A 25159-nucleotide genomic window follows, 5' to 3' on the forward strand; every position below is an offset into this window, starting at 1 on the left:
CCCGGTGACATACCGCTCAGTATGTTGGGATGACTCCCGAACCCGCGAGGTGCTTCATGACCACGGCGCATGTGACCTGCCCGCTCTGCGAAGCCACCTGTGGGCTGGAGGTGACGATCGACGAGACGAGCCTGGTCACCCGCGTGCGGGGCGACCGCGAGGACGTCTTCTCGCAGGGCTACATCTGCCCGAAGGGCGCTTCACTCGGCGCGCTGCACCACGACCCGGACAGGCTGACCGCGCCGCTGGTGAAACGCGGCGGCGAGTTCGTCGAGGTCACCTGGGACGAGGCGTTCGCCGAGATCGACCGGCGGCTCCGGCCGATCATCGACGAGCACGGCAAGAACGCCGTCGCCGTCTACTCCGGCAACCCGACGGTGCACAACGCGGCACTGGTGCTCTACGGCCGCGTGTTCTTCAAAGCCTTGGGTACCAGGAACTTCTACACCGCGACCACGGTCGACCAGATGCCGAAGCACTTCTCCTCCGGCTACCTCTTCGGCGACCCGCAGACCATTCCCGTCGCCGACCTCGACCGCACCGGACACCTGCTCATCCTCGGCGCGAACCCGTTGGTGTCCAACGGAAGCCTGATGACCGCCCCGGACACCCGCGGGCGGCTGCGCGGGATCCAGCAGCGCGGCGGCAAGATCGTCGTCCTCGATCCGCGCCGCACCCGGACGGCGCAGCTCGCCGACGAACACCACGCGATCCGGCCGGGCACCGACGCGTTGTTCCTGTTCGCGCTGGTCAACGTCCTGTTCGCGGAGAATCGCGTCCGGCCCGGTGCGCACGTGAACGGCGTCGACGAGGTCCGAGCACTCGCCGAGCCCTTCACGCCGGAGGCGGTCGCGCCCGCGACCGGGATCGACGCCGCCGAGATCCGCCGCATCGCGCTCGAACTCGCGGACGCCGAGCGCGCCGCGGTGTACGGCCGGATGGGGACGACGACGCAGTCGTTCGGCACCGTCGCGAGCTGGCTGGTCGACGTCGTCAACACGCTGACCGGCAACCTCGATCGCGAAGGCGGCGTGATGTTCCCGCTGCCCGCGCTCTGGCGACCCCGCCGGTCTTCGCCGTTCACCAGCGGCCGCTGGACGAGCCGGGTGCGCGGGTATCCCGAGGTGCTCGGCGAGCTGCCGGTCGCCACCCTCGCGGACGAGATCGAGACGCCCGGTGAAGGCCAGGTGCGGGCGCTGGTGACCATCAGCGGCAACCCGGCACTGAGCACGCCGAACTCCGCGCGGCTCACGGAAGCGTTGCGGCAGCTGGACTTCATGGTCTCCCTCGACGTGTACCTCAACGAGACCACGCGGCACGCCGACGTCATCCTGCCCGGGCCGTCACCGCTGGAGCGGCCGCATTACGACGTCGCGCTGTACGCGCTCGCCGTCCGCAACGTCGCGAACTGGACACCACAGGCGCTGGAAACCGAGCTGCCGCAGGAGTGGGTGACCCTGCTGCGGCTCGCGGGGATCGCCGCCGGCCAGGGTCCGGACGTCGACGTCGCCGCATTCGACACGATGGTCGCGGGCGAAACGGCGCGGCGCACCGGTGTCGACCTGGCGCTCGCCGAAGGCCGCACGGGCCCGGCGCGGATGATCGACCTGATGCTGCGCGGTGGACCGTACGGGCTGAGCCTGGCCGACCTCGAAGCCGCCCCGCACGGCATCGACCTCGGCGCGCTGAAACCGCGGCTGCCGGAGGCGCTCGCGACCGCGAGCGGGAAGGTCGAGCTGGCGCCGGAAGCGATCACTAAGGACGTCCCCCGCCTGCGCGCGGAGCTGGACAAGGCGCCGGACGGCGGGCTCCTGCTGATCGGACGGCGGCACCTGAGCTCGAACAACTCGTGGATGCACAACCTGACGCCGCTGGTGCGCGGCGGGAACCGGTGCACCGTCCAGATTCACCCGGACGACGCCTCCCGCCTCGGGCTGACCGACGGCGGGCTCGCGGCGGTGACGTCGCGGGCGGGGAAGCTCGAAGCGCCGGTGGAGGTCACGGCCGACGTCCGGCCCGGTGTGGTGAGCATGCCGCACGGCTGGGGTCACGACCTCGACGGAACGCGGACGAAGGTCGCCGCCGCGCATGCCGGGGTCAACTCGAACCTGGTCGCCGACGAGACCCTGCTCGACGTCCCGTCCGGGAACGCCGTGCTGAACGGCATCCCGGTGGAGGTGACCCCCGTCTAGCCGCGTTTAGTCCTCTGAATGCGGTCCTTGCGTGTGCAACTACCGCATCCAGAGGACGAAACGCGGGGGTCACCAGGCCTGGGAGAGGTCGGCGTGCTGCCGGACCCAGGCGTGCATGACGATCCCGGCGGCGACACCGGCGTTGATCGAGCGGGTCGTGCCGAACTGCGCGATCGAGACGACCAGTGACGCCGTCTTCTGCGCCTCGGCCGACAGGCCCGGCCCTTCCTGGCCGAACAGCAGGACACACTCGCGCGGCAGCTCGGCGGTCTCGACGGGCTGAGAGCCGGGGGTGTTGTCGACGGCGACCACGGCGAGCCCCTCCGTCGCGGCGAAGGTCAGCAGCCCGTTGACGTCCTCGTGGTGGAGAAGGTGCTGGTAACGGTCGGTCACCATGGCGCCGCGCCGGTTCCAGCGCCGTCGTCCGACGATGTGCACCGCGGCGGCGGCGAAGGCGTTCGCCGTCCGGACCACGGTGCCGATGTTGTGGTCGTGCTGGAAGTTCTCGATCGCCACGTGGAACGGGTGCCGACGGCTGTCCACATCGGACACGATGGCCTCGCGCCGCCAGTAGCGGTACGGGTCGACGACGTTGCGGCGGTCGCCGTTGGCCAGGAGCTCGGGGTCGTAGCGCTCGTCCGAAGGCCACTCGCCTTCCCACGGACCGACGCCGACCTCTTCCTTCGCCACCCACTCGGTGGGGCCGACCTCTTCGAGACTCACCCGGTGATTGTCACTCAGCCCATGCTGACGCGGTGCGCCGGTGCGTCCCCGTCGTGGTGGCGGTGACGCCAGCGCTGGTACGCGCCGATGTAGGAGATGATCACCGTCGCCATCGCGATCACGACGACGACCGGCAGCGACGAGCGCGGGAACACCGTGTCGTAGAGGTAGTAGGCGTTGAAGCCGCCGGGCAGGTCGCCGAGGCCCTGCTGGTGCCGGAAGTAGTTCTCCGCCGCCGTCAGCGGGCAGGGCCACGGGAAGACGTTGACGAGGACACCCCATGCGGCGAAGAACACATGCACGAAGATCACCTTCGGCCACCGCCACGCCAGGAAACCACCGAATCCTATGAACAACAGCGCGAAAATATGCACCGCGACTGTCACGTTCGCCAGGAAACCCGCCACCTCAAGCCCCCTTTCACACCCCTACCTGCGACGTTACCCCTCTCGTATTGAGAAACGCTCACGAAAAAACGGGGCATCCTCCGTCCGCACGGAGGATGCCCCGTTCGGGACGCTTTAGTCAGGACAGACCGAGATCGTCCTTGTTCAGAATGTAACGGTATTCGAGGCCTTCCTTCTCGATGGCCTCGCGCGCTCCGGTGTCCCGGTCGACGACGGTCGCGACGCCGACCACGTTCGCTCCGGCCTCGCGCAGCGCCTCGACGGCGGTGAGCACGCTGCCACCGGTGGTCGAGGTGTCCTCGACGGCGAGCACGCGCTGCCCCAGCACCTCGACGCCTTCGATCCGGCGCTGCATGCCGTGTTCCTTGACGGCCTTGCGGACGACGAACGCGTCGAGCACGACGCCGTCGGTCGCCGCGGAGTGCAGCATCGCCAGCGCCACCGGGTCCGCGCCGAGGGTCAGGCCGCCGGCGGCGACGTAGTCCCAGTCGTGCGTGAGCTGGCGGAGCAGCTTCCCGATGAGCGGAGCGGCCGCGTGATGCAGCGTCGCCCGCCGGAGGTCGATGTAGTAGTCGGCTTCCTTGCCAGAGGACAAGGTCACCTTGCCGTGCACGACGGCCAGTTCGCCGACCAGTCTCGCCAGTTCGAGTTTCGCCGCTTGATCAACACCGGGGTACGCCACGGCCGAGAGTCTTACACACGGCCCGCCGGGTCCTTCGACGGTAGCTCTAGTCATTGCCGGCCGTCGCCGCGTCGACGGCCGGGCCGCGGGTCGCCGCCCAGGCCGGGACCAGGGTTGCCGCCAGCGCGAGCGCCGCGGCGAGCCCGATGATGGTCAGGTAGATCAGCGGGGAGCCCATCGGCAGCAGGGAATCGGCCGCCACCAGGCAGAACGGGACGATCGAGCCCGCCGCGACGATGGTGCCGAGCACGATCCCGACCAGCGCGACGAGCCCGCCTTCGAACCCGGCCATCCGCAGCACCTGCGCCCTGGTCGAGCCGGTGAGCCGCTGGAGGCCGAACTCGCGGCGCCGCCGGACGGTCGCCATCACGAGCGTGTTCGCGACCGAAATCACCGTGTAGGCGATGATCATCCCGACCAGCAGGTAGTTCACCCACGCGCCGACGGCCTGGTCCTTGTCGTGCGCCGCGACGAGCGCCGCCCGGTCGCCGACGGACACCGGCAGCCCGGCCGTCGCCTCGCGAAGCCGGTCGGTGAGCGCCGCCGGATCGACGTCTCCAGCGGCGCGCACCAGCATCTGCGGCGCGAGCCCTGCGGTGGTGTGCGGGGCGAGGAGACCGGCCGGGAGCAGCAGGCTCTCGAACCCGGGCCGCTGGCTGGTCACCGCGACGACCTCGACGTCGACCGGGGTGCCGTCCCCGAGCCTCAGGCCGATCGTGTCCCCGACGCCGCGGCCGAAGTCCTTCGCGAAGACCTCGGGGAGCGCGACGGTCATTCCGGCCAGCGCCTTCAGGTCGCCTTGGACCACCTTGGTGTCGGTCGTCGCGCCCGCGCCGGAGGCCGTGAGGCCGACCGCCGGGCGACCCTCGTCGGAGGAGTCGTACGGGTTCTCGAGGAACACGCTGCTGGTGACGTACTCGGACGCTCCGGCGACCCCTGGCACGGCCTGGATCCGCTGGACGAGGTCCGGGGACAGCCCGCCGGCCGCGGAGGCGATCACGGCGTCGGCGCGGACGTCTTCGGTGAAGGCCTGGTTCGCCAGCTCCTGCTGGGTGGTCTGGAGGTAGATGTTCGCGGTCGCGATCCCGACGGCGAGCATGATCGGGGTGACCGCGCCCGCCGCCCGGACGATGCCCGCCCTGGTGTTGAGCACCGCGAGCCGGGCGTCGATGCCGCCGAGCAGGCGCATCGGCCACTGCAGGATCGCCGTCATCACCTTGGCGACACCGGGGGTGATCATCGCGACGCCGAGCGCCCAGAGGATCACCGCGGGTCCGGCGGTGCTGGCCGCGATCGGACCGGTCATCACCGCGACGGTCACGATGGCCAGCGCGGTGCCGCCGCCGAAGCAGAGCGCGGCGACGATGACGCGGGCCGGGGTCAGCCAGCGCCGGGTCACCGCGGCCTCGGCGAGCGCCTCGGTCGGCCGGATCTTCCCGGCACGACGGCCCGCGAAGAAAGCGGCGATGAACACCGCGAGCATCGCGGCCCCCGCGCCGACGACGGCGGGCAACCAGCCCTGGTAGAAGCGCAGTACCGCGGGCACCACACCGTTCTCGACGAGCTGCCCGAACAGCCACTCGCCAAGGAACGGGCCGAGTACCGCGGCCAGCGCGGTGGCGAGCAGGCCGACGGCCAGCGCTTCGCCGAGCACCATGCGCCGCAGCTGGCGCGGGGTCGTGCCGATCGCCCGCATCAACGCGAGTTCGCGTGAACGCTGCTGGGTGGACAGGCTCAGAGTGCTGGCGACGACGAACATCGCGACCATCACCGAGAGCCCGCCGGACACCGCGGCGATGACGATCAGGTTGGCACCGCTCGAATCGGCTTCGGGGAATTCCGCGACACCGCGGTCGATGCCGGTCAGGACGTTCGCCCCGGCCGCGACCTCGGCGACCTTCGCCTGCACCGCTTCGACGTCGGCGCCGGGATCGGTGAAGACGCCGATGACATCGGCCTTGCCGGGGTGCCCGGAGAGCCGGGCGGCGTCGGCGGCGGAGAAGAACACGGCGGCCTGTGTGATCGAACGCGGCGCACCGGCCACGCCGGCGACGCGGAACGTTTCGGTCTTGCCGCGCGCGGCGACCTCGACGACGTCACCGGGCTTGGCCCCCGACGTGGATTCGACGACCACCTCGCCCGCGGCGGGCGCGGCACCCGCGGCCAGCGAGTACGGGGTCAGGACGGCGGAGTCCCAAGCGTGACCGAGCGCGGGCTTGCCGCCCGCCGCGAGCGGGAAGCTCACTTCACCGACGACGTTCGAGACGCCGGGAACGGAACGCAGCCGGGAGACCAGCCCGTCGTCGAGCCGGACCCGCTCGGGGAGTCGCGCGTCCTCGAACTTGCGTTTGTCGTCGGCTTCGAGGGAAGCCGGGTCTTCCTTGGGCAGCGCGAAGGTCTGGCCACCGGTGACGAGGATCGGCGCGGCCGCGAGACGCTGCGGCTCCGCGTTGCTACGGATCCCGGTCTCCATGAGGCCACCGCAGGAGGCGACGATCAGCGCGCCGAAGAAGACGGCGATGAAGGTGCCGATGAAGCCGCCCTTGCGCAGGCGCAAGGTCCGGAAGGCGAGTCGCAGCATCACGCACCCGCCCTGACCGAGCCGCCCCAGGCACCCAGGTGGGTCATGCGTTCGGCGACGACGTCCGCGGTCGGCGCGTGCAGCTCGTCCGCGATCCGGCCGTCGGCGAGGAAGATGACGCGGTCGGCGTAGGAGGCGGCCATCGGATCGTGGGTCACCATGATCACCGTCTGGCCGGTGCTGCGGACCGAGTCGCGCAGCAGCGCGAGGACCTCGGCGGCGGTGCGCGTGTCGAGTGCGCCGGTCGGCTCGTCGGCGAAGACCACGGCGGGCCGGGTGACCAGCGCCCGCGCGATCGCGACGCGCTGTGCCTGCCCGCCGGAAAGTTCGCCGGGCAGGTGCTTGCGGCGGCCGGAAAGCCCGACGCGAGCCAGCATCTCCTCGACCACCCGGCGGTCCGGCTTGGCACCGGCGAGCTGCTGCGGAAGCGTGACGTTCTGCTCGACGGTCAGCGCCGGAAGCAGGTTGAAGGCCTGGAAGATGAAGCCGACCCGGTCGCGGCGCAGCTTCGTCAGCTTCGTCTCGCTCATCCCGGCCAGCTCCTGCCCGTCGAGCACGACGGACCCCGACGTCGGCCGGTCCAGCCCGGCCGCGCAGTGCAGGAAGGTGCTCTTGCCCGACCCCGACGGGCCCATCACCGCGGTGAAACCGCCGCGCGGGAACGCCAGCGTCACCCCGTCCAGAGCGACGACGCCCTTGCCGTATTCCTTGCGGACGCCGTCGAGCCGGACCGCGTCACCGTTCCACCCAGTGTTCATGGGGAGAACACTAGGAATCCCAGGTCGGAAGCACCCTGGGGCGAGCGTGCGTCTCCTTGGTAGGGCGAGCCCTACCGCACCGCGCCGGTCCGGGCGTCGACATCGACGTCGTGCTCGATCCCCTTGCCGTCGCGGAGTTCGACCTCCCAGACGAGGGTGCCGTCGGCGGCGTAGTCGATCTCCATCTCGTCGAGCTCACCTGGCTGGCGTTGCTGCGCGGCCTGGAGTGCCATGACCGCGTCGACACCAGCCTGCCCGACCTTCGCCAAATCGTCGCTCGGCTTCGCGGTTTGCTGCTTCCCGAGGACCCGGCCGCCGTCCGGGCTCACGCGCACCTTGTGTTCCTGCCCGTGTGACGCGACCTTGATCTCCCAGCCGTCGTTCGCGGGCTCCACGTCGAACACCCGCCCGTCGGGCAAAGCGCCCGACGCCTCTTGGATCGCCTTCACCGGCTGTGCCGCGACCGGCCCCGGTGCCGCCGGGGCGGGCGCCGGTTCGGTGGAACAGGCGGCCAGCGGCAACGCCACCGCGATGACGAGAAGTGATGACTTCATGATCCACGCGTACCCGCCCGGCACGGGCTCGAACCCTCGTCCGGCCGATGGCACTGTGGGGTGATGGTCTCGAACGGACAGGGCTGGCTCCAGATCGGTGAGCTGACGACGGCGTTCGCGCTGTCGGCGGCGATCGGGCTGGAACGGCAGCTCAGGGGCAAGAGCGCCGGACTGCGGACCCAGACCATCGTGGGCACCGCGTCCGCGTTGATCCTTTTGGTCAGTAAGTACGGTTTCGGTGACATCCTCACGAGCGGGCAGATCGTCCTGGACCCGTCCCGGATCGCGGCGCAGATCGTCTCCGGTGTCGGTTTCCTCGGCGCCGGGCTGATCATCACCAGGCAGGGCGCGATCCACGGGCTCACCACGGCCGCCGCCGTCTGGGAGACCGCGGCCATCGGCATGGCGGCGGGCGCCGGTCTGCTGCTGCTGGCGGTCGTGGTGACGGCCCTGCATTTCGTGGTGGTGCTCGGTTTCACCCGGCTGACCGGGCATCTGCCCGGCGGCACGGGCACGACCAGGCTTCGCGTGAGTTACGTGGACGGCCACGGTGTCCTGCGTGACCTGCTGGCGCTGTGCACGAGCCGCCGATGGTCGATCACGTCCCTGCGGATCACCGACGACCGCGACGGTGAAGTGACGGTGTCGCTCGACCTCACCGGGCCCGATCACGCCGCCGCGCCGACCGTGCTCGCCGCGACCGACGGCGTTCGGTCGATCGAAACCGCCGACGACGATTAGGTGCGGCCCTTCCCGCCGAAACCGCCACCGAGCTTCCGCAACACCGCCCTGGGCAGCAGCCCGCCGACCGCGACGAGCACCTTGTACTGCAGGCTCGGCACCGAGATCACCTTGCCGCGGCGAAGATCCGCGAGCGCCTCGTCCACGACCTGCTCGACGCCGAGCCAGAACGCCTTCGGGCCGGGCTTGTCCAGCCCGGCCCGCTCGTGGAACTCGGTGGTGGTGAACCCGGGGCAGAGCGCCATCATGCGGATGCCGTCCGGCAGCGAGGCGGCGATGCCCTCGGTGAACGAAGTGACCCAGTTCTTGCTGGCCGTGTACGTCGAACCGCGGCCGCTGAAGAAGCCGGCGACCGAGCTGACGTTGATGATCGCGCCCTCGCCGCGGTCGAGCATCCCCGGCAGCGCCGCGCGGGTCAGCCGCAGGACGGCGGTGACGTTGACGTCCAGCTGACGCTGGAGCGCGTCCGGTGGGATGGTCCAGAAATCGCCGTTGAGCCCGAAGCCCGCGTTGTTCACCAGGAGGTCCACCGGCGCTTCGGCCAGGCGGTCCTCGACCAGGGCCCGTCCGTCCACTTCGGACAGATCGGCGGGCAGGGCCACGACGTCGACGCCGTGCGCCTCGACCAGTTCCGCGGCGAAGCCCTCCAGCCGGTCGACGTCGCGGGCGACGAGCACGAGGTCGTACCCCTCGTCGGCGAGCCTGCGCGCGAACTGCGCGCCGATGCCGGCGGTCGCGCCGGTGATCAGGGCGGTCTGTGTCATATCGGGAACCTACTCCTCGGTCGGGTTCCGGGAACACGTTCGGCTGGGGCATGCGTGGGGGTCACCCACCGTGGGGATTTGACGTGCAACCACCGAAGTCGGGAAGTATTGTCCGGCCCCATGGGGAAGCACAGCAGGCGAAAGCCGAGCTACCTGCCCAAAGTCGCGGTCGGCGCGGCGCCGCTGGCGCTGTTGCTCGCCGGCCCGGCCACCGCGCTCGCCACCCAGACCGATCCGTCGATCCCGCTTCCTCTCGATCACCAGCGCGAGGGCAGCCTCGATCGCGGAGTCGGCTTCACCAGCGAAGACGACACGACCGTCTTTCGCGGCTTCTTGACCAACACCGAACGGAACGTCTTCAGCAAGGACGTCGGCGACGCGAAGGCTGTCGCGGACGTCCGCCGCTCGGTGAGCGAGACCATCGAGACCCGCGACCGGGTCACGGCCCGTCCGGACAAGGTCGGCGCGCTCGCCGCGGCGAAGACGTCCGAGGCCGTCAAGCAGGGCCAGCGGGAAGCGGTGAAGCTCGACCGCTACGGCAGTGTCGTCGCCGGGAACGAGACCCAGCTCGACCGGACCGGCGCACGCCTGACCGAAGTCACGCTCGACCCGCGCACCGGCGTCCCCACCCTCGTCTCCGAGGACGGCCGCGCCCTTCGCGTGGCCGAGGGGACCTATCACGCCGTTCGCCCGCTGCCCGGGGTCGGCGTCATCAACGAGACGGAACAGCACACCGGCGGCACCCTCGACCGGGCGCTGGCGCTCGACGGCGGTTTCTCCGGCGACCTCGGCGGTGTGCTGGAGGCCGGGCGGTCGTCCGGGCACGCGGTCGACGTCGGCGACTTCGCCGCCATCGGGTCGACCTCGGCCCAGCACGGCAACGGCCGGTTCAGCGGCGTCCTGCCCCTCGACGTCGGCTCGGGCGCGGGTTACGGCCAGGAGCACGCTCTCGGCGGCACCATCGGCCCGTCGACCGGGCTGGTCACCACCGGTCAGGACGTGAATCTGGCGCAGCACGACGCCGGATTCACCGGATCCGGTTCGCACACGATCAGCGGCGACCTCGGCATCGGCGGCGTGGCGTCCGCCCGCGGCACCTCGACGTCGTCTCTGCGCGGGGTCCTGCCCACCGCCGATCCGGCTCAGGCAGGGCGGCTGACGCAGTCCGGGACGCTCGACCTGACCGTGCTCGGTCAACCGGCGCACACCGGCTTCATCGCCGGGGCGCTCCCGCTGGAGCTCGAACCGGCTTAAGCCTGGGGCTCGATGTCGTCGGCGGCTTCGGCCTGCCAGTGGCGGCCCGGGGTCGAGGCGTTGTCGTACTCCTCGTCGAACGGGTCCACGATGTCGGCGATCTCGCCGAGGTCGCGCAGCAGCCGCTCGAGCCGCGACGGCCCGGCGTTCGGGGCGACGCTCGCGAGCACCCACTCGTTCTCCAGCCACGCCACGCCGACGTCGCCGCCGAGCGAGTCCGCCGCGTCGACGAGATCCTGCGTGATCACCTTGCGGGCGCCCTCGGAGTCGTCGGCGAAGGCGTAGCGCTGACCGATCGGGCCGAGCATCTCGGGCATGTCCTGGCGCTGGAACGGCACGCTGGACAGCCACATCTCCAGCGGCACCTCGTGCACGCGGTTGCACCGCACGGCGACCACGACCGCCGGGATCTGACCCTCGGTCTCGATGTCGAAGATGAAGACCGGGCGCCGCCCGTCGGAGGTGAAGGTGGACCCGGCGACGACGTTGACCGCCAGCTGGGCACCGAAGTACCCGATCGCGCCGTTGGACCACTGCCGCGGCAACCGTTCGTCCTCTTCGACGAACTGCCAGCCGCGCAGCTCGGCCCAGCGCATGCGCTCGCGATTGCGCGAGCCCTCCTTCGCCCGGTCGGCCGCGAGCAGCGCCAGCCCCGCCACCAAGGCGACGGCGGCGATGACGAACCAGATCCACGCCGGAATACCCACGACGGTCAGGGTATCCCCCTGCCCTCACCGGATGTGACCGCCGGGCGCCGTGTCGCGCCACCCCTTTCGGTGCCGCGCCCGGGAAAGACCACGAAAGACGCCGCGAAAGGTCGACAAATCGCTGTGTCGCCAAGGCTCGTGAGTGGCGAGCGATCGCGCGTGATCAGACGGACGACACGTGTGACTGGATGGACGACACGCGTGGTCGCCGGATGCCGTTCGGGCACCAGGGCTCGTGAGTGGCAAGGACGGTTCTAACCGTCCTTACCACTCACGAGGGCTCAGTCCACCCGGGTGACCGTCAGGGCCTCCGACGCCTCCTGGGCCGGGATGTCCACCCGGACCGTGTCGCCGTCCCTGATCTCACCGGCCAGCAGCTGTTTCGCCAGTTTGTCGCCGATGGCCGACTGCACCAGCCGCCGCAGCGGCCGCGCGCCGTAGATCGGGTCGAAGCCGTTCAGCGCGAGCCACTCACGCGCCCCGGCGGTGACCTCCAGCGTCAGGCGGCGCCGCGAAAGCCGCGTGGCGAGCCGCTCGATCTGGATGTCCACAATGGACGTCAGCTCGTCGGTGCCCAGCGCGTGGAAGACCACGATGTCGTCCAGCCGGTTGAGGAACTCCGGTTTGAACTGCCGCTGCACCACCGACATCACCGCGTCGTTGCGCTGACGCTCGTCGAGCGACGGGTCGGCGATGGCCTGCGAGCCGAGGTTCGACGTCAGCACCAGGATCGTGTTGCGGAAGTCGACCGTGCGGCCCTGGCCGTCGGTGAGGCGTCCGTCGTCGAGCACCTGGAGGAGCACGTCGAACACGTCGGGGTGCGCCTTCTCGACCTCGTCCAGCAGCACCACCGAATACGGCCGCCTGCGCACCGACTCGGTCAGCTGGCCGCCCTGGTCGTAGCCGACGTAGCCCGGAGGAGCCCCGACCAGGCGCGCCACCGAATGCTTCTCGGCGTACTCGCTCATGTCGATCCGCAGCATCGCGCGCTCGTCGTCGAACAGGAACTCGGCCAGCGCCTTCGCCAGCTCGGTCTTGCCGACGCCGGTCGGGCCGAGGAACAGGAACGAACCGGTCGGCCGGTCGGGGTCGGCGACGCCGGCCCGGGTGCGGCGCACCGCGTCCGAGACGACCTGCACGGCCTCCTTCTGCCCGATGACCCGCTTGCCGAGCTCCTCCTCCATCCGGAGCAGCTTGCCGGTCTCGCCCTCCAGCAGCCGCCCGGCCGGGATGCCGGTCCACGCGCTGACCACATCGGCGACGTCGTCCGCGCTGACCTCTTCCTTGAGCATGACGTTCTGCTGGCTGACCTCGCTGGCCGCGGTCGCGGCCTCGAACTCCTTCTCCAGCGCGGGAATCCGGCCGTAGCGGAGTTCGGCGGCCTTGCCGAGGTCGCCGTCACGTTCGGCGCGTTCGGACTCGCCGCGCAGCTGCTCCAGCTGCTCCTGGAGTTCACGGACGCGTTCGATCGAGCCCTTTTCGTTCTGCCAGCGGGCGGTCAGCGCCGTCAGCGTCTCCCGCTTTTCGGCCAGCTCCGAACGCAGCGCGGCGAGACGTTCCTTGGAAGCGACGTCGTCCTCTTTGGACAGCGCCATCTCCTCGATCTCCATCCGCCGCACGGCGCGTTCGACCTCGTCGATCTCGACGGGCCGCGAGTCGATCTCCATGCGGAGCTTCGACGCGGCCTCGTCGACCAGGTCGATCGCCTTGTCCGGCAGGAACCGGGCGGTGATGTAGCGGTCGGACAGGGTCGCGGCGGCGACCAGCGCGGCGTCGGTGATGCGCACACCGTGGTGCACCTCGTACCGCTCCTTGAGCCCGCGCAGGATGCCGATGGTGTCCTCTGTGGACGGTTCGCCGACCAGCACCTGCTGGAAGCGCCGCTCCAGCGCGGCGTCCTTCTCGATGTGCTGGCGGTACTCGTCGAGCGTGGTCGCGCCGACCATCCGCAGCTCACCGCGGGCGAGCATCGGTTTGATCATGTTGCCGGCGTCCATCGCGCCCTCGCCGGTCGCGCCGGCGCCGACGATGGTGTGCAGCTCGTCGATGAAGGTGACGACCTCGCCCGCGGAGTCGGTGATCTCCTTGAGCACGGCCTTCAGCCGCTCTTCGAACTCGCCGCGGAACTTGGCACCCGCGACCATCGAGCCGAGGTCCAGCGCCACCACGCGCTTCCCGCGCAGCGACTCCGGCACGTCACCGGCGACGATGCGCTGGGCGAGCCCTTCGACGATGGCCGTCTTGCCGACGCCGGGTTCACCGATGAGCACCGGGTTGTTCTTGGTGCGGCGCGAGAGCACCTGCACCACGCGGCGGATCTCGGTGTCGCGGCCGATCACCGGATCGAGCTCGCCGGCGCGGGCGCGTTCGGTCAGGTCGACGCCGTACTTCTCCAGCGCCTTGAACGTGCTTTCGGGGTCCGCGCTGGTGATGCGCGCGGAGCCGCGCACCTTGGCGAACGCCTCGCGCAGCGCGTCCGGGGTGGCACCGTGCCGCTTGAGCAGCTCGGCCACCGGCCCGCCTTCGGTGGCGAGGCCGACGAGAAGGTGCTCCGTCGAGACGTACTCGTCGCCGAGTTCGGTCGCGAGCTTCTGGGCGTGCGTCAGCGCCTTGACGGCGTTCGTGTCGAACTGCGGGCTCGACACGGTGGCGCCCGTCGCCGACGGCAGCGCGGCGATCAGCGGCTCCAGCTCCTTGTGCACCTGCGCCGGATCGGCCCCGACCGCGGTCAGCAGCGGTGCGGTGAGCCCCTCACCCTGCGCCAGCAGGGCGCCGAGCAGGTGCGCGGCCGCCACGTGCGGGTTGCCCGCCATCGTGGCCGCCTGCGCCGCCGACGAGATCGCCTGCTGGGTCTTCGTGGTCGGGTTGAAAGCGTCCATCCCTCACCTCGTACTAGGTCGTGCAAAAGCTTGTCGACAGGTACAACGTCAGCAAAGTTGAGTCTGTTCCGCTCAACCCTGAAAAGTTTCAGCCCCCCGTCGGGGAGACGGCCTCCGCGGGCAGACGCGGACCCACCCGGCCGAGGCCGACCACGGCCGTACAGGCGCACGCGGCCACGAGCACCCACGGGATCCACACTGCCACGGAGAACAACGCCACGACGGCCGGAGCGATCACCGCGGCGAGGGTGAACGCGTATTGGAAGGCCGCCAGATACCGGCCTCGTGCCTCCGGCGGCGCCGCGGCTTCGGCCAGCGCCCCGGAGCGCGGGCCGAACGCGAGATCGCCCGCGGCCAGCACGAGGGTCGCCCCGAGCAGGTAAACCGGCTGGAAGACCTTGGGCACGAACACCACCGCGAGACACGCCAAGCACCACACCGCGAACAACGCCGAGCCCGCGCGCATGGCGGCGATCCGGGTCAGCTTCCGGGTGAGCCGCAACGCGACGACTCCACCCAGACTGGTGACGACGGTGAGCAGCGCGATGATCGCCCCAGGAAGCCATCGGGGCCCCTGCAACGCGTTGAAGACGTACACCGGTATTCCGATGAGGAAGAAATCCATCGTGAGCGCGAACAGCCCACTGAACACGATGAGCGCCAGGTACGGACGGTTCCGCCAGACCCGCGCGCACCCCGAGCGGCACGGCAGGCGCCGAGGGGCGGGCGTGACCAGCGTCGAGAGGATGGCCGCCGCGATGACGAAGGTCGCGACGTCGACCATCACGGCGACGTACAGCCCCTCGCGCCCGATCCACACCAGCAGCCCGGCCGCCGCGAGCCCGCCCAGCCCGAAGCCCGCGGAGCGGACCATCGCGGCTTCGGCGAACGGCCGGTCCTTCGGGCCTTCACCCGCGACGTCGGCGATCAGCGAGAACTGCGAGCTGTAGAACAGTTGCTGTCCTGCCGCGAGCATGACGGACGCGCCGACGACCCCGGCGAACCCGCCGGCCACGAGGAAGGCGCTCGCTCCGGCGGCCTGCAGGACGTGGGAGCAGATCATCACCGTCCGCGGGCCGATCAGGTCGACGAGCCGTCCGGCGAACGCGGGGACGAGCAAGCCGGCCAGTGCACCGAGAGTGACCGCACTCCCCGCCTGGGCGAGGGGGAGACCCACCACACGGACGACGAAGACCAGCCCGAGCGGGAGGAAAAGTCCCGAGCCGAAGTTGTCGATTCCCAAGGCGACCAGCAACGCGACCCGGTTACGCACTGATACGACGCTACCGGCGTCTCGGCGCTACGAAAGGTCCGTTCAGTCAAGACCGGCGGGTAGGAACGGCCGACGTCAAACGTCGCAGGTCCGGACGGACAGGGCCGCGCGGACGTCGGTGTTCATCTCCGCCAGCCGCGTGGTCAGCTCGAGGACCTTTTCGTCGTCCCAGTCACCGAGCGCGCGCTCCATGAACTCCAGATATCCGGCCCGCCTGCGGCTCAGTTCCGCGCGCCCGCGCTCGGAGATGCTGATGATCGACGCACGGCCGTCCTCGGGCGCGGGACGGCGGTCCACCATGCCCGCCGCGGACAGCTGGGAGATTTGACGACTTACGACCGAAAGATCCACAAAGCGTCGTTTGGCCAATTCCGAAGGGCGCGCCTCGCCGTGCTTCGCCAGATCCGACAGCAGCATCGCGGCCGCCGGGTGCAGACCGGGATCGTCCTGCCAGGCCTGCATTATCCAGGCGTGCTGCAGCTGAGAGGCGGCCTTCAACTCACGCATCAGTTCGACCTTGGCGTCGTCGGCGGAGCTCATCGGTGCCTCCTGGCTACTTGTACAGTACAACTTTATTCGGCGACACTTGCGTAAGACAACTATTTACCTCGTGAGATCGCCCACTGCCGACCGGTTTCGAGTACACCCGTCCGGAGCAACGATGCGGGCAAAAGGCCTCTCGGCAGCTAGTCTCGCGAACGAGCCGGAACCAGCCGACCGGCCCGACAGCCACTGACCGGAGAGGTGAATGATCCGTGAATTCTTCTCCAGTGGTCCCTCGTTCGTGAACCTGGGGAACCGTCTTCCGGCATGCGCTACCCGATCAGCGACTCCCAGCCCGTGACGGCCGACGCGGTCAGCCCGGTCCCGCGGTCCTCGGCGCCGCGCGAAGCCCCGCCCGCGGTCACCGCGATGGTGCGGCTCATCCGGGACACCTGGGCGAAGTCGGAACCCTTCATCCCGGAGATCTCCCAGTTCTTCTACGGGATGCTGTTCACCCTCGCGCCCGCGACCCGCGACTTCTTCCCGATCAACATGGAGGTCCAGCGCGGCAGGCTGGTCCGCGCGCTGGTCCACATCGTGCAGATGGTCGACCGGCCCGACGACCTGGTGCCGTTCCTGACCCAGCTCGGCCGCGACCACCGCAAGTTCGGCGTCATCCCGCGGCATTACGAGGCCGTCGGCACCGCGCTGCTCGCCTCGCTGAAGAACCACCTCGGCCCGGATTGGACACCCGAGGTCGAACGGGCCTGGGCGGAGGCGTTCACCATCGTCGCCCGCGCGATGCAGGAGGCCGCCGCGGCCGACGTCAACCCGGCGTCGTGGTCGGCCACCGTACTCGAACACCGGCGGCTCACCTGGGATCTCGCCCTGGTCCGCGTCCAGCCCGAATTCCCGGTGCCGTATCAGCCCGGTCAGTACATGAGCGTCGAAGTACCGCAGCGGCCACGGCTCTGGCGCTACCTGTCCCCGGCGAACGCGCCGCGCGAGGACGGCGGCATCGAGTTCCACGTGCGCGCCGTCGACGGCGGCTGGGTGTCGCGCGCCATCGTCAGCCACACCCAGCCCGGCGACGTCTGGCGGCTCGGGCCGCCGCTCGGCAGGCTTTCGGTCGACCGGAGCGACGGCCGTGACGTCCTGATGATCGCCGGCGGTACCGGCGTCGCGCCGTTGCGCGCCATCCTGGACGACCTCGCGCAGTGGGGCGAGAACCCGAAGGTCCAGCTGTTCTACGGCGGACCGTCGCGTGAGGACCTTTACGACCTCGACGAGTTGCGCGCCCTCGCGGCCACGAACCCGTGGCTCACCGTGACCCCGGTGGTCGAACGCGGTGAAGAGGCCCCTGGCTGCGTGCAGGGCACACTCGCGGAAGCCGTTACCCAGCAAGGATCCTGGCCGGGGCACCGGATCCTCGTCTCTGGTTCGCCCGCGATGATCCGCGCGACGGTGTCCCGGATGCTGGTCGCGGGCAGCGCGCTGGACCAGATCGCGTACGACCCCTTCACCATCGACTAGCAATTCGATTCCACAATGGTGATCAGGCACCGGCCGCATACCGTTACGTGACCCGGTAAACACGGAGAAGAACCCACCCGATCGGCGGATCACGTTTTCCGTCCACCGTGGCGAAAACCACTGGTGAGCAAGGAAAATCCCGCCTGCTTGATCACCTTTACTTAGTGCCAGACGGGGTTGACGGCGCGTATATCGTTTGCTCCGTTCGAGCGGGAAACAACCATTCTTGGATCCTTTCGCGACGTTCGGGCATACAGTCGGGAACCCGCGGGGGAACACGAGCACGATGACATCGGGTCTGGAGAATATGCCCGATCCAACTGGAGAAAATCGTTCACCCATGACTGCCGAAACAGTGAAGTACGAGCATCCACCGAGTCCGTCGAGATCTTCACCGGCTCCCGTCCCGCCCTTGATCGAAACACCGCCGGCGGACAAGACCGTCGAGATGGCCAAGCTCATCAGGGAGAGTTTCGCCGCCGTCGAAACGAAGGCCGAGGAGTTGTCCCAATACTTCTACGGCGTGCTGTTCTCCGTTTCACCGGACGCCAGGGCGTTGTTCCCGATCAACATGGCCACACAGCGAAATCGTTTGCTGCGCGCACTCGTCTACGTCGTCCAGATGGTGGACCGGCCCGACGAACTGGCCACTTTCCTCGGGCAACTCGGCCGGGACCACCGGAAGTTCGACGTCCTCGGCCGCCATTACGACGCCGTCGGTGTCGCGTTGATCGCAGCGCTCAAAAGGTTCCTGAAGGACGACTGGACGCCGGAACTGGAAGACGCCTGGGTGACGGCGTACGGCGTCATTTCGAAGAACATGCGCGAGGCCGCGGGCAAGGAGATCGGGCCGGCGTGGTGGAAGGCGACCGTCGTCGGACACCGGCTCGCCACCCGCGACGTCGCCGTGATCAAGGTGCGCACCGACCAGCCGCTTCCGTACCGGGCCGGCGGCTACGTCAGCGTCGAAGTCCCGCAGCGGCCGCGGATGTGGCGGTACTTCTCCCCGGCGACCGCGCCGCACGACGACGGGACGCTCGAGTTCCACGTGCACGCCGTACGCGGCGGCTGGGTCTCCCGGGCGATCGTCCATCACACCCGATCCGGCGACGTCTGGCGGCTCGGCCCGTCGCTCGGCGCGCTTTCGGTGCACCACACGGAAAGCCGTCCGCTGCTGATGATCGGCGGCGGCACCGGTGTCGCGCCGCTGCTCGCCCTGCTCGACGACATGTCACGCTGGAAGAACAACCCTCCGGTGCATCTCTTCTTCGGCGGCCGCCGCCCGGAAGACCTCTACGCCCTCGACGAGCTTCGCGGGCTGACCGTCACCTGCCCTTGGCTGACGGTGACCCCGGTGACCGAGGAAGGCACCATCGCCGGCGGTGACCGCGGCACGCTGGCCACGGCGGTCACCCAGCGCGGCGGATGGAAGGACCGCGACGTGTACGTCGCCGGGTCGCCGTCGATGATCCGGGCGACGATCGCGAAACTGCTCGCCGCGGGGACGGATCTGGCGCGGATCAAGTACGACCCCTTCACCCTGGACTGAGCCGGCGCGTCGTTCGTATTAGGCCGATCGGCTGTTCCACTTGAGCTCGACGCAGCAGTAGGTCAGTGAATCATTGACCGCGGTCACCGGCGGATTTATGGTCTAGACCACATTGCTCCCCTCACGGGAACACCGTCGTTCCATCCCTCAGGAGCCGGCATGACCGTCAAACGCAAGCTCGTGGCAGCCGCCGCCGGTGCGATCCTCGCCCCGATCGCCATCGTGGCCGTCCCGCAGGTGGCCAGCGCCCACGGCTACGTGCTGTCCCCGCCCAGCCGCCAGGCGAACTGCGCCCAGGGCAAGGTGTCGGGCTGCGGCAGCATCGTCTACGAACCCCAGAGCGTCGAGGGCCCCAAGGGTCTCCGCAGCTGCAACGGCGGGCTGCCCCAGTTCGCCGAGCTCAACGACGAGTCGAAGCCGTGGCCTGCCGCGTCGGTCGGCAACAGCGTGACCTTCAACTGGAAGTTCACCGCCTACCACCGGACCACGAACTACGAGTACTACATCGGCGGCACCAAGATCGCCGACATCAGCGGGAACAACTCCGCGCCGAAGGACCCGACGTCGCACACGGTGAGCCTCAACGGCTTCAGCGGCCGTCAGAAGGTGCTCGCCGTCTGGAACATCGCGGACACGCCGATGGCCTTCTACAGCTGCATCGACCTGCAGATCGGCGGCGGCACCCCGCCGACCACCAGCAACCCGCCCACGACGTCGAACCCGCCCACCAGCACCACCAACCCGCCCGCCGGCGGCACCTGGGCGGCCGGGGCGTCCTACACGGTCGGCAGCACGGTGACCTACGGCGGCGTCACCTACCGGTGCCAGATGGCGCATACGGCGCTCCAAGGCTGGGAACCGCCGAACACTCCCGCGCTGTGGACCCGGCAGTGAAGCTGGCCTTCGTTCTCGTCGCCGGTCTCGTGGCCCTCGCGGGCTGCGGGGCCGGCGACGGCTCACCGACCGACGCCGGCGCCCCGATCTCCCCGGTCCCCCAATCGGCGGCGGCGTCCGCGCAGTACAACGACGCCGACGTGATGTTCCTGCAGATGATGATCGCCCACAACGACCAGGGGGTGGAGATCGTCAAACTGGTGAAGACCAAGCAGGCGCAGAAGCAGGAGCTGACGAATCTCGCGGCCGCCATCGAGGCGACCCAGCAGACCGAGACCACCGACATGCGGAACTGGCTGAAGGCCTGGGGCAAACCCGAGACGGGCTCGGCGGACCCGCACGCGCACCACCATCACGGTGGCGACGGGCTCACCGACAAGGGGCTCCTCGAAGCACTGTCCAAAAAGGATGGTGCGGAGTTCAGTCTCGACTTCGCCGACATCTTCGTCGCGCACCAGCACAACGGGGTCGCGCTCGCGAGGACCGAGCTGAAGGACGGCAAGAACCCGGAGGCGAAGGCGCTGGCCCAGCGGATCATGGACTCGCGCACCGGCGAGGTCCAGCAGATCCGGACCCTGGTGCCCGGCCAATGACGCGTTTAGTCCTCTGAATGCGTTCGTGAGAGGCAAAGCGACTGTGTCGCGAAAGCCACTTTCGCGACGTCTGATGTCCCGAAAGTGGCTTTCGCGACACGTCTCGGGCGCGAGGTTCGCGAACGGGGCAGGTCGGCTGCATAGCGCAAGTCCCTCGGGCAGCGGCCACCAGGTCCGACCGCTCACCGCCCGCCGACGTTGCGAAAGCCACTTTCGCAACGTTGAAGGTTGCGAAAGTGGCTTTCGCAACCTGCCACCTTGCCTCGACCCCCGCATTTAGAGGACTAAGTGCGTTTTTTGGGCTTCCAGACCACGAGCGCCGTCTGCTGCCGCAGCGGGACGAGGTCCTTGCGGTAGGAGGCGTGCACGGCCGCGGCCGTCTGTTCGGCGGCGACGTACGCCGCCGTGAGCTCCTCGGTCAGTTCGGCGATCCGCGCGCGGAGCGCGTCGACCTGGTTCTCCAGCTCGATGATCCGCTTGATGCCGGCGAGATTGACACCGTCCTCTTGGGACAGTCGCTGCACTTCGCGCAGCAACGCGATGTCCCGCATCGAGTAACGCCGTCCACCACCGGAGGTCCGGCCCGGTGACACGAGACCCTGCCGGTCGTAGGACCGCAGGGTCTGCGCGTGCAGGCCGGAAAGCTGCGCCGCCACCGAAATGACGAACACGGGGGTGTCCTCGTCCGCACCGTGCGGCAGCCCGCCGAACATGGTGCTCACCTGCCTTCGAGAAGTTCGGTGATCTCCGGTCGCGGATCGTGGTCGGCCATGGCCTCCGCGTAGGCCTCCAGCGCTTCACGGGCCTTGTCGTCCAGTTTGGCCGGGATGGCCGCCTGCAGGGTGACCAGCAGATCGCCCTGCGAGCCGTCGCGTTTCGCGATTCCCTTGCCGCGTACCCGGAGCACTCGACCACTCGCCGTGCCCTGCGGCACCTTCAGCGAGACCTTGCCCTCGAGCGTCGGCACGGTGATCGTGCCGCCGAGGGCCAGTTCCGAGAAGGACACCGGCACGGTGATCGTCAGGTCGAGGTCCTTGCGCCCGAACACCGCGTGCGGAGCGACGTGCACGCGGACGTACAGGTCGCCCGGCTGCGCGCCGCCACGGCCCGGTTCGCCCTGACCCGCCAGCCGGATCCGCTGGTCGTCGGCGACGCCCGGCGGGATCCGCACGGTCAGCGTCCGGGTGCGGGTGCTGATGCCCTCGCCCGCGCATTCCGGGCAGGGGTCGTCGATGATCGTGCCGCGGCCTCGGCAGTCGCGGCACGGCTCCGAGAACGCGAACGCGCCCTGGCTCCGGCTGACCAGCCCGCTGCCCTGGCAGGTCGCGCACGTCCTCGGGGAAGTCCCCGGCTTCGCGCCGTTTCCGCCGCAGGTGGAACAGGTCGCCGGGCTCGACAGCCGCAGCGGCAGGGTCGCGCCCTTGACCGCCTCGGCGAAGTCGATCCGGACGTCGGTCTCCACGTCCGAGCCGCGCTGCGGCCGGTTCGCGGTGGCACCGGCGGCGGCGCCGCGGCGGCCGAAGAGCCCGCCGAGGATGTCGCCGAGACCACCGAAACCGCCCTGCTGCTGACCCGCCTGACCGAAGATGTCACCGACGTCGAAACCACCGCCACCACCGGCACCGGGAAAGCCGAAGCCACCGGGACCGCCGGAGCCGAAGAGGCGGCGAGCCTCGTCGTACTCCTTGCGCTTGGACGTGTCGGAAAGAACGCCGTACGCCTCGGAGACCGCTTTGAACTTCTTCTCGGCCTCCGCGTTGCCCGCGTTGGCGTCGGGATGGTTCTCCTTGGCCAGCTTGCGATAGGCCTTCTTGATCTCGTCCGCGGTGGCGTCGGAGGAGACGCCCAGCTCACGGTAGAAGTCCTTACCGATCCATTCCCGTGCACTCACCGAACGTCTCCTCCTTTCACGCCGTATCGCCGATCAGCGTTCGTTCTCATCGAAAAGTTCGCCCTCGAGCGGCAGTTCGCCACCCACGGGCGGGTCCACCGGGGCGTCCTGCGCCGCCGGTGCGGCGCCGGGCTCGTGGTCGGTGACCCCGACCATCGCCGGACGCAGCACGCGCTCGCCGAAGCGGTAGCCGCGGCGCATGACGATGGTGACCGTCGGCCCCGCGACGTCCGGCGACGTGTTGTGCTGGACGGCCTCGTGAACGCTCGGGTCGAAGGGCTCGCCTTCGGTGCCGAACGGCTCGAGGCCCGACCGCTGCAGGCTCCCGACGAGCTTCTCGCCGACCGCCTTGAAGGCGCCCGTCAGATCGCCGTGCTGTTCCGCGCGCTCGAGGTCGTCGAGCAGCGGGAGCAGATCGTTGACGACCGACGCCTTCGCACCGGCGACGACCTGCTCGCGGTCACGGTCCACGCGCTTGCGGTAGTTGGCGTACTCGGCCTGGAGCCGCTGGAGGTCGGCGGTGCGTTCCGCCAGCTCCTTCTCCAGCCCCGTGGCCACCGTCACCGAATCGTCCACGATGGACTCCCCGAGGCCGGGGCCCGCGTGGGCCGCGGGCTCCGGTTCGACGGTCTCTTCGACCGGGGCGGCGTGCTTCGGGCCGTCCTGGGTTTCGGCGGCCGGGGCGGCCGAGCGGACTTCACCGGTCAGCGGATCGATCCGCCTGCGGTCCCGCACGACCACCGGTTCCTCCGGGCCCCGGCCCTCGGTTTCGTCGTAGCGTCCCGTCACTTCTTGTCCTTCTCGTCCTCTTCGACGATCTCGGCGTCGACGACGTCGTCCGCCTTGGCCTGCGAACCGGCGCCCGTGCCCGCCGCACCGGCGGCACCTTCACCGGCGGCACCTTCGGCGCCCGGGGTGGCGTTGGCGTAGAGCGCGGTGCCCAGCTCCTGCGAAGCGGTGTTCAGCTTCTCGATGGACTCGCGGATCTTCGCCGAGTCGGTGCCCTTGAGCGCCTCGTTGGCCTCGTCGATCGCGGACTTCACCTTGCCCTTGAGCTCGTCGGGCAGCTTGTCCTCGTTGTCCTTGACGAACTTCTCGGTCTGGTAGACCAGCGTCTCCGCCTGGTTGCGGGTCTCCGCCTCCTCGCGGCGCTGCTTGTCCTCCTCGGCGTGCGCCTCGGCGTCCTTGACCATGCGCTCGATGTCGTCCTTCGGCAGCGCGGAGCCACCGGTGATCGTCATCGACTGCTCCTTGTTCGTGCCGAGGTCCTTCGCGAGGACGTGCACGATGCCGTTGGCGTCGATGTCGAAGGTGACCTCGATCTGCGGCACGCCACGCGGGGCGGGCGGGAGACCGGTCAGCTCGAACATGCCGAGCTTCTTGTTGTGCGCCGCGATCTCGCGCTCACCCTGGAACACCTGGATCTGCACCGAGGGCTGGTTGTCGTCCGCGGTGGAGAAGATCTCCGAACGCTTGGTCGGGATCGTGGTGTTGCGCTCGATGAGCTTGGTGAACACGCCGCCCTTGGTCTCGATGCCCAGCGAAAGCGGGGTCACGTCGAGCAGCAGGACGTCCTTGACCTCACCCTTGAGCACACCGGCCTGCAGCGCCGCGCCGACCGCGACGACCTCGTCCGGGTTGACGCCCTTGTTCGGCTCGCGGCCGCCGGTCAGCTCCTTGACCAGCTCGGACACGGCGGGCATGCGGGTGGAACCACCCACGAGCACGACGTGGTCGATGTCGCCGACGGCGACACCCGCGTCACGGATGACGTTGTTGAACGGCTTGCGGGTGCGCTCGAGCAGGTCCGAGGTGATCTTCTGGAACTCGGCGCGGGAGAGCTGCTCGTCGAGGAACAGCGGGTTCTTGTCCGCGTCCACCGTGATGTACGGCAGGTTGATGCCCGCCGAGTTCGAGCTGGACAGCTCGATCTTCGCCTTCTCGGCCGCCTCACGGATGCGCTGGAGCGCCATCTTGTCCTTGGTGAGGTCGATGCCGTTGGACGACTTGAACTTGTCGACCAGCCAGGTGACGATCCGCTCGTCCCAGTCGTCACCGCCGAGGTGGTTGTCACCGGAGGTCGCGCGGACCTCGACGACACCCTCGCCGATCTCCAGCAGCGAGACGTCGAACGTACCGCCACCGAGGTCGAAGACCAGGATGGTCTGTTCCTTCTCGCCCTTGTCGAGGCCGTACGCCAGCGCGGCCGCGGTGGGCTCGTTGACGATGCGGAGCACGTTCAGGCCGGCGATCTGCCCGGCCTCCTTGGTGGCCTGCCGCTGCGCGTCCTCGAAGTAGGCGGGGACGGTGATGACCGCGTCGGTGATGGTCTCGCCAAGGTACGCCTCGGCGTCGCGCTTGAGCTTCATCAGCACGCGGGCGCTGATCTCCTGCGAGGTGTAGGCCTTGCCGTCGATCTCGGTCTTCCAGTCGGTACCGATGTGCCGCTTGACCGACCGGATGGTCCGGTCGACGTTCGTCACGGCCTGGTTCTTCGCCGGCTGGCCGGTCAGCACTTCGCCGTTCTTGGCGAAGGCGACGATGGACGGGGTGGTGCGGGAACCTTCCGAGTTGGCGATGACCGTCGGCTCGCCGCCCTCAAGGACAGCGACGACCGAGTTGGTCGTGCCGAGGTCGATGCCGACCGCTCGCGCCATGGTGTGATCCTCCTGCTAGTTCGTGACCTGCACGTTCTCACCCA

22 protein-coding genes are annotated in these 25159 nt (G+C 69.4%); 7 read left to right on the forward strand and 15 right to left on the reverse strand.

Features of this window, described 5'->3' with window-relative positions:
• Window positions 1-56 precede the first annotated feature (56 nt).
• Window positions 57-2192 (forward strand): molybdopterin-dependent oxidoreductase, encoded by a 2136-nt coding sequence (locus tag ACZ3HL_RS14265; protein WP_465531249.1) that lies wholly within the window; start codon window positions 57-59, stop codon window positions 2190-2192.
• 69 nt (window positions 2193-2261) lie between these two features.
• Here the strand turns inward: ACZ3HL_RS14265 and ACZ3HL_RS14270 are convergent, their stop codons facing one another.
• The 6 genes from ACZ3HL_RS14270 to ACZ3HL_RS14295 all read right to left on the reverse strand — a co-directional run bounded on the left by ACZ3HL_RS14270 (window position 2262) and on the right by ACZ3HL_RS14295 (window position 7897).
• Window positions 2262-2915, reverse strand: a complete 654-nt coding sequence (locus ACZ3HL_RS14270) for a TrmH family RNA methyltransferase (protein ID WP_465421537.1) — start codon at window positions 2913-2915, stop codon at window positions 2262-2264.
• Between the two features lie 14 nt (window positions 2916-2929).
• Window positions 2930-3322, reverse strand: a complete 393-nt coding sequence (locus ACZ3HL_RS14275; RefSeq protein ID WP_016338129.1) for a DUF2784 domain-containing protein — start codon at window positions 3320-3322, stop codon at window positions 2930-2932.
• A 118-nt stretch (window positions 3323-3440) separates the two neighbouring features.
• Window positions 3441-4004 carry an orotate phosphoribosyltransferase gene (gene pyrE, locus ACZ3HL_RS14280; protein WP_016338130.1) on the reverse strand — a complete coding sequence of 188 codons (564 nt, stop codon included), beginning with the start codon at window positions 4002-4004 and terminating at the stop codon, window positions 3441-3443.
• A 46-nt stretch (window positions 4005-4050) separates the two neighbouring features.
• Window positions 4051-6585, reverse strand: coding sequence for an FtsX-like permease family protein (locus ACZ3HL_RS14285; RefSeq protein ID WP_465531251.1), 2535 nt, complete (start codon window positions 6583-6585; stop codon window positions 4051-4053).
• The gene (locus ACZ3HL_RS14290; protein WP_126736110.1) at window positions 6585-7343 is read right to left on the reverse strand and encodes an ABC transporter ATP-binding protein; all 759 of its coding nucleotides are present in this window, start codon (window positions 7341-7343) and stop codon (window positions 6585-6587) included. The genes ACZ3HL_RS14285 and ACZ3HL_RS14290 overlap by 1 nt, the downstream gene beginning before the upstream one ends.
• Window positions 7344-7414: 71 nt before the next feature.
• Window positions 7415-7897: a PepSY domain-containing protein gene (locus tag ACZ3HL_RS14295; protein WP_465531253.1), complete on the reverse strand. Its 483-nt coding sequence runs from the start codon at window positions 7895-7897 to the stop codon at window positions 7415-7417.
• A gap of 60 nt (window positions 7898-7957) precedes the next feature.
• Here ACZ3HL_RS14295 and ACZ3HL_RS14300 point away from each other — a divergent pair, with 60 nt between their 5' ends.
• A complete protein-coding gene (locus ACZ3HL_RS14300; RefSeq protein WP_465531255.1) occupies window positions 7958-8638 on the forward strand; it encodes an MgtC/SapB family protein in 681 nt (226 codons plus the stop codon).
• Here ACZ3HL_RS14300 and ACZ3HL_RS14305 read toward each other — a convergent pair.
• Complete coding sequence (locus tag ACZ3HL_RS14305) at window positions 8635-9402, reverse strand: SDR family NAD(P)-dependent oxidoreductase (RefSeq protein WP_465531257.1); 768 nt, start codon at window positions 9400-9402, stop codon at window positions 8635-8637. The two genes, ACZ3HL_RS14300 and ACZ3HL_RS14305, sit on opposite strands and share 4 nt — an antisense overlap.
• A gap of 120 nt (window positions 9403-9522) precedes the next feature.
• On the opposite strand from ACZ3HL_RS14305, the gene ACZ3HL_RS14310 reads away from it, so the two are divergent.
• Window positions 9523-10656, forward strand: a complete 1134-nt coding sequence (locus ACZ3HL_RS14310) for a hypothetical protein (RefSeq protein ID WP_465531259.1) — start codon at window positions 9523-9525, stop codon at window positions 10654-10656.
• On the opposite strand, the gene ACZ3HL_RS14315 is transcribed toward ACZ3HL_RS14310, so the two are convergent.
• The 4 genes from ACZ3HL_RS14315 to ACZ3HL_RS14330 all read right to left on the reverse strand — a co-directional run bounded on the left by ACZ3HL_RS14315 (window position 10653) and on the right by ACZ3HL_RS14330 (window position 16055).
• Window positions 10653-11363: a type III secretion system chaperone family protein gene (locus ACZ3HL_RS14315; RefSeq protein ID WP_125679540.1), complete on the reverse strand. Its 711-nt coding sequence runs from the start codon at window positions 11361-11363 to the stop codon at window positions 10653-10655. The two genes, ACZ3HL_RS14310 and ACZ3HL_RS14315, sit on opposite strands and share 4 nt — an antisense overlap.
• Before the next feature lie 281 nt (window positions 11364-11644).
• Window positions 11645-14242, reverse strand: coding sequence for an ATP-dependent chaperone ClpB (gene clpB / locus ACZ3HL_RS14320; RefSeq protein ID WP_465531261.1), 2598 nt, complete (start codon window positions 14240-14242; stop codon window positions 11645-11647).
• Window positions 14243-14330: 88 nt separating this feature from the next.
• Window positions 14331-15515: an MFS transporter gene (locus ACZ3HL_RS14325; RefSeq protein ID WP_465531263.1), complete on the reverse strand. Its 1185-nt coding sequence runs from the start codon at window positions 15513-15515 to the stop codon at window positions 14331-14333.
• 75 nt (window positions 15516-15590) lie between these two features.
• The gene (locus ACZ3HL_RS14330; protein ID WP_465531265.1) at window positions 15591-16055 is read right to left on the reverse strand and encodes a MarR family winged helix-turn-helix transcriptional regulator; all 465 of its coding nucleotides are present in this window, start codon (window positions 16053-16055) and stop codon (window positions 15591-15593) included.
• A gap of 270 nt (window positions 16056-16325) precedes the next feature.
• Here ACZ3HL_RS14330 and ACZ3HL_RS14335 point away from each other — a divergent pair, with 270 nt between their 5' ends.
• The 4 genes from ACZ3HL_RS14335 to ACZ3HL_RS14350 all read left to right on the forward strand — a co-directional run bounded on the left by ACZ3HL_RS14335 (window position 16326) and on the right by ACZ3HL_RS14350 (window position 20567).
• Window positions 16326-17531 carry a globin domain-containing protein gene (locus ACZ3HL_RS14335; RefSeq protein WP_465421515.1) on the forward strand — a complete coding sequence of 402 codons (1206 nt, stop codon included), beginning with the start codon at window positions 16326-16328 and terminating at the stop codon, window positions 17529-17531.
• Window positions 17532-17979: 448 nt separating this feature from the next.
• The gene (locus ACZ3HL_RS14340; protein WP_465531619.1) at window positions 17980-19080 is read left to right on the forward strand and encodes a globin domain-containing protein; all 1101 of its coding nucleotides are present in this window, start codon (window positions 17980-17982) and stop codon (window positions 19078-19080) included.
• 159 nt (window positions 19081-19239) lie between these two features.
• On the forward strand, window positions 19240-19974 hold the full coding sequence (locus tag ACZ3HL_RS14345; RefSeq protein WP_465421513.1) for a lytic polysaccharide monooxygenase: 735 nt from the start codon (window positions 19240-19242) through the stop codon (window positions 19972-19974).
• A complete protein-coding gene (locus tag ACZ3HL_RS14350; RefSeq protein ID WP_465421510.1) occupies window positions 19959-20567 on the forward strand; it encodes a DUF305 domain-containing protein in 609 nt (202 codons plus the stop codon). Before ACZ3HL_RS14345 ends, ACZ3HL_RS14350 begins: the two co-directional genes overlap by 16 nt.
• Before the next feature lie 284 nt (window positions 20568-20851).
• Here ACZ3HL_RS14350 and ACZ3HL_RS14355 read toward each other — a convergent pair whose 3' ends face one another.
• From ACZ3HL_RS14355 to dnaK, 4 genes are read right to left on the reverse strand one after another with little or no spacing between them, the layout of a single operon-like run.
• Entirely contained in the window at window positions 20852-21280 is a 429-nt protein-coding gene (locus ACZ3HL_RS14355; protein ID WP_034312642.1) for a heat shock protein transcriptional repressor HspR, read from the reverse strand.
• Between the two features lie 5 nt (window positions 21281-21285).
• A complete protein-coding gene (gene dnaJ, locus ACZ3HL_RS14360; protein WP_465421508.1) occupies window positions 21286-22458 on the reverse strand; it encodes a molecular chaperone DnaJ in 1173 nt (390 codons plus the stop codon).
• A 33-nt stretch (window positions 22459-22491) separates the two neighbouring features.
• Window positions 22492-23247, reverse strand: a complete 756-nt coding sequence (gene grpE / locus ACZ3HL_RS14365; RefSeq protein ID WP_465421506.1) for a nucleotide exchange factor GrpE — start codon at window positions 23245-23247, stop codon at window positions 22492-22494.
• Window positions 23244-25115: a molecular chaperone DnaK gene (dnaK, locus tag ACZ3HL_RS14370; protein ID WP_465531267.1), complete on the reverse strand. Its 1872-nt coding sequence runs from the start codon at window positions 25113-25115 to the stop codon at window positions 23244-23246. The genes grpE and dnaK overlap by 4 nt, the downstream gene beginning before the upstream one ends.
• Window positions 25116-25159: the final 44 nt, after the last annotated feature.

It is taken from the genome of Amycolatopsis sp. NPDC000009 (genome assembly GCF_055563465.1).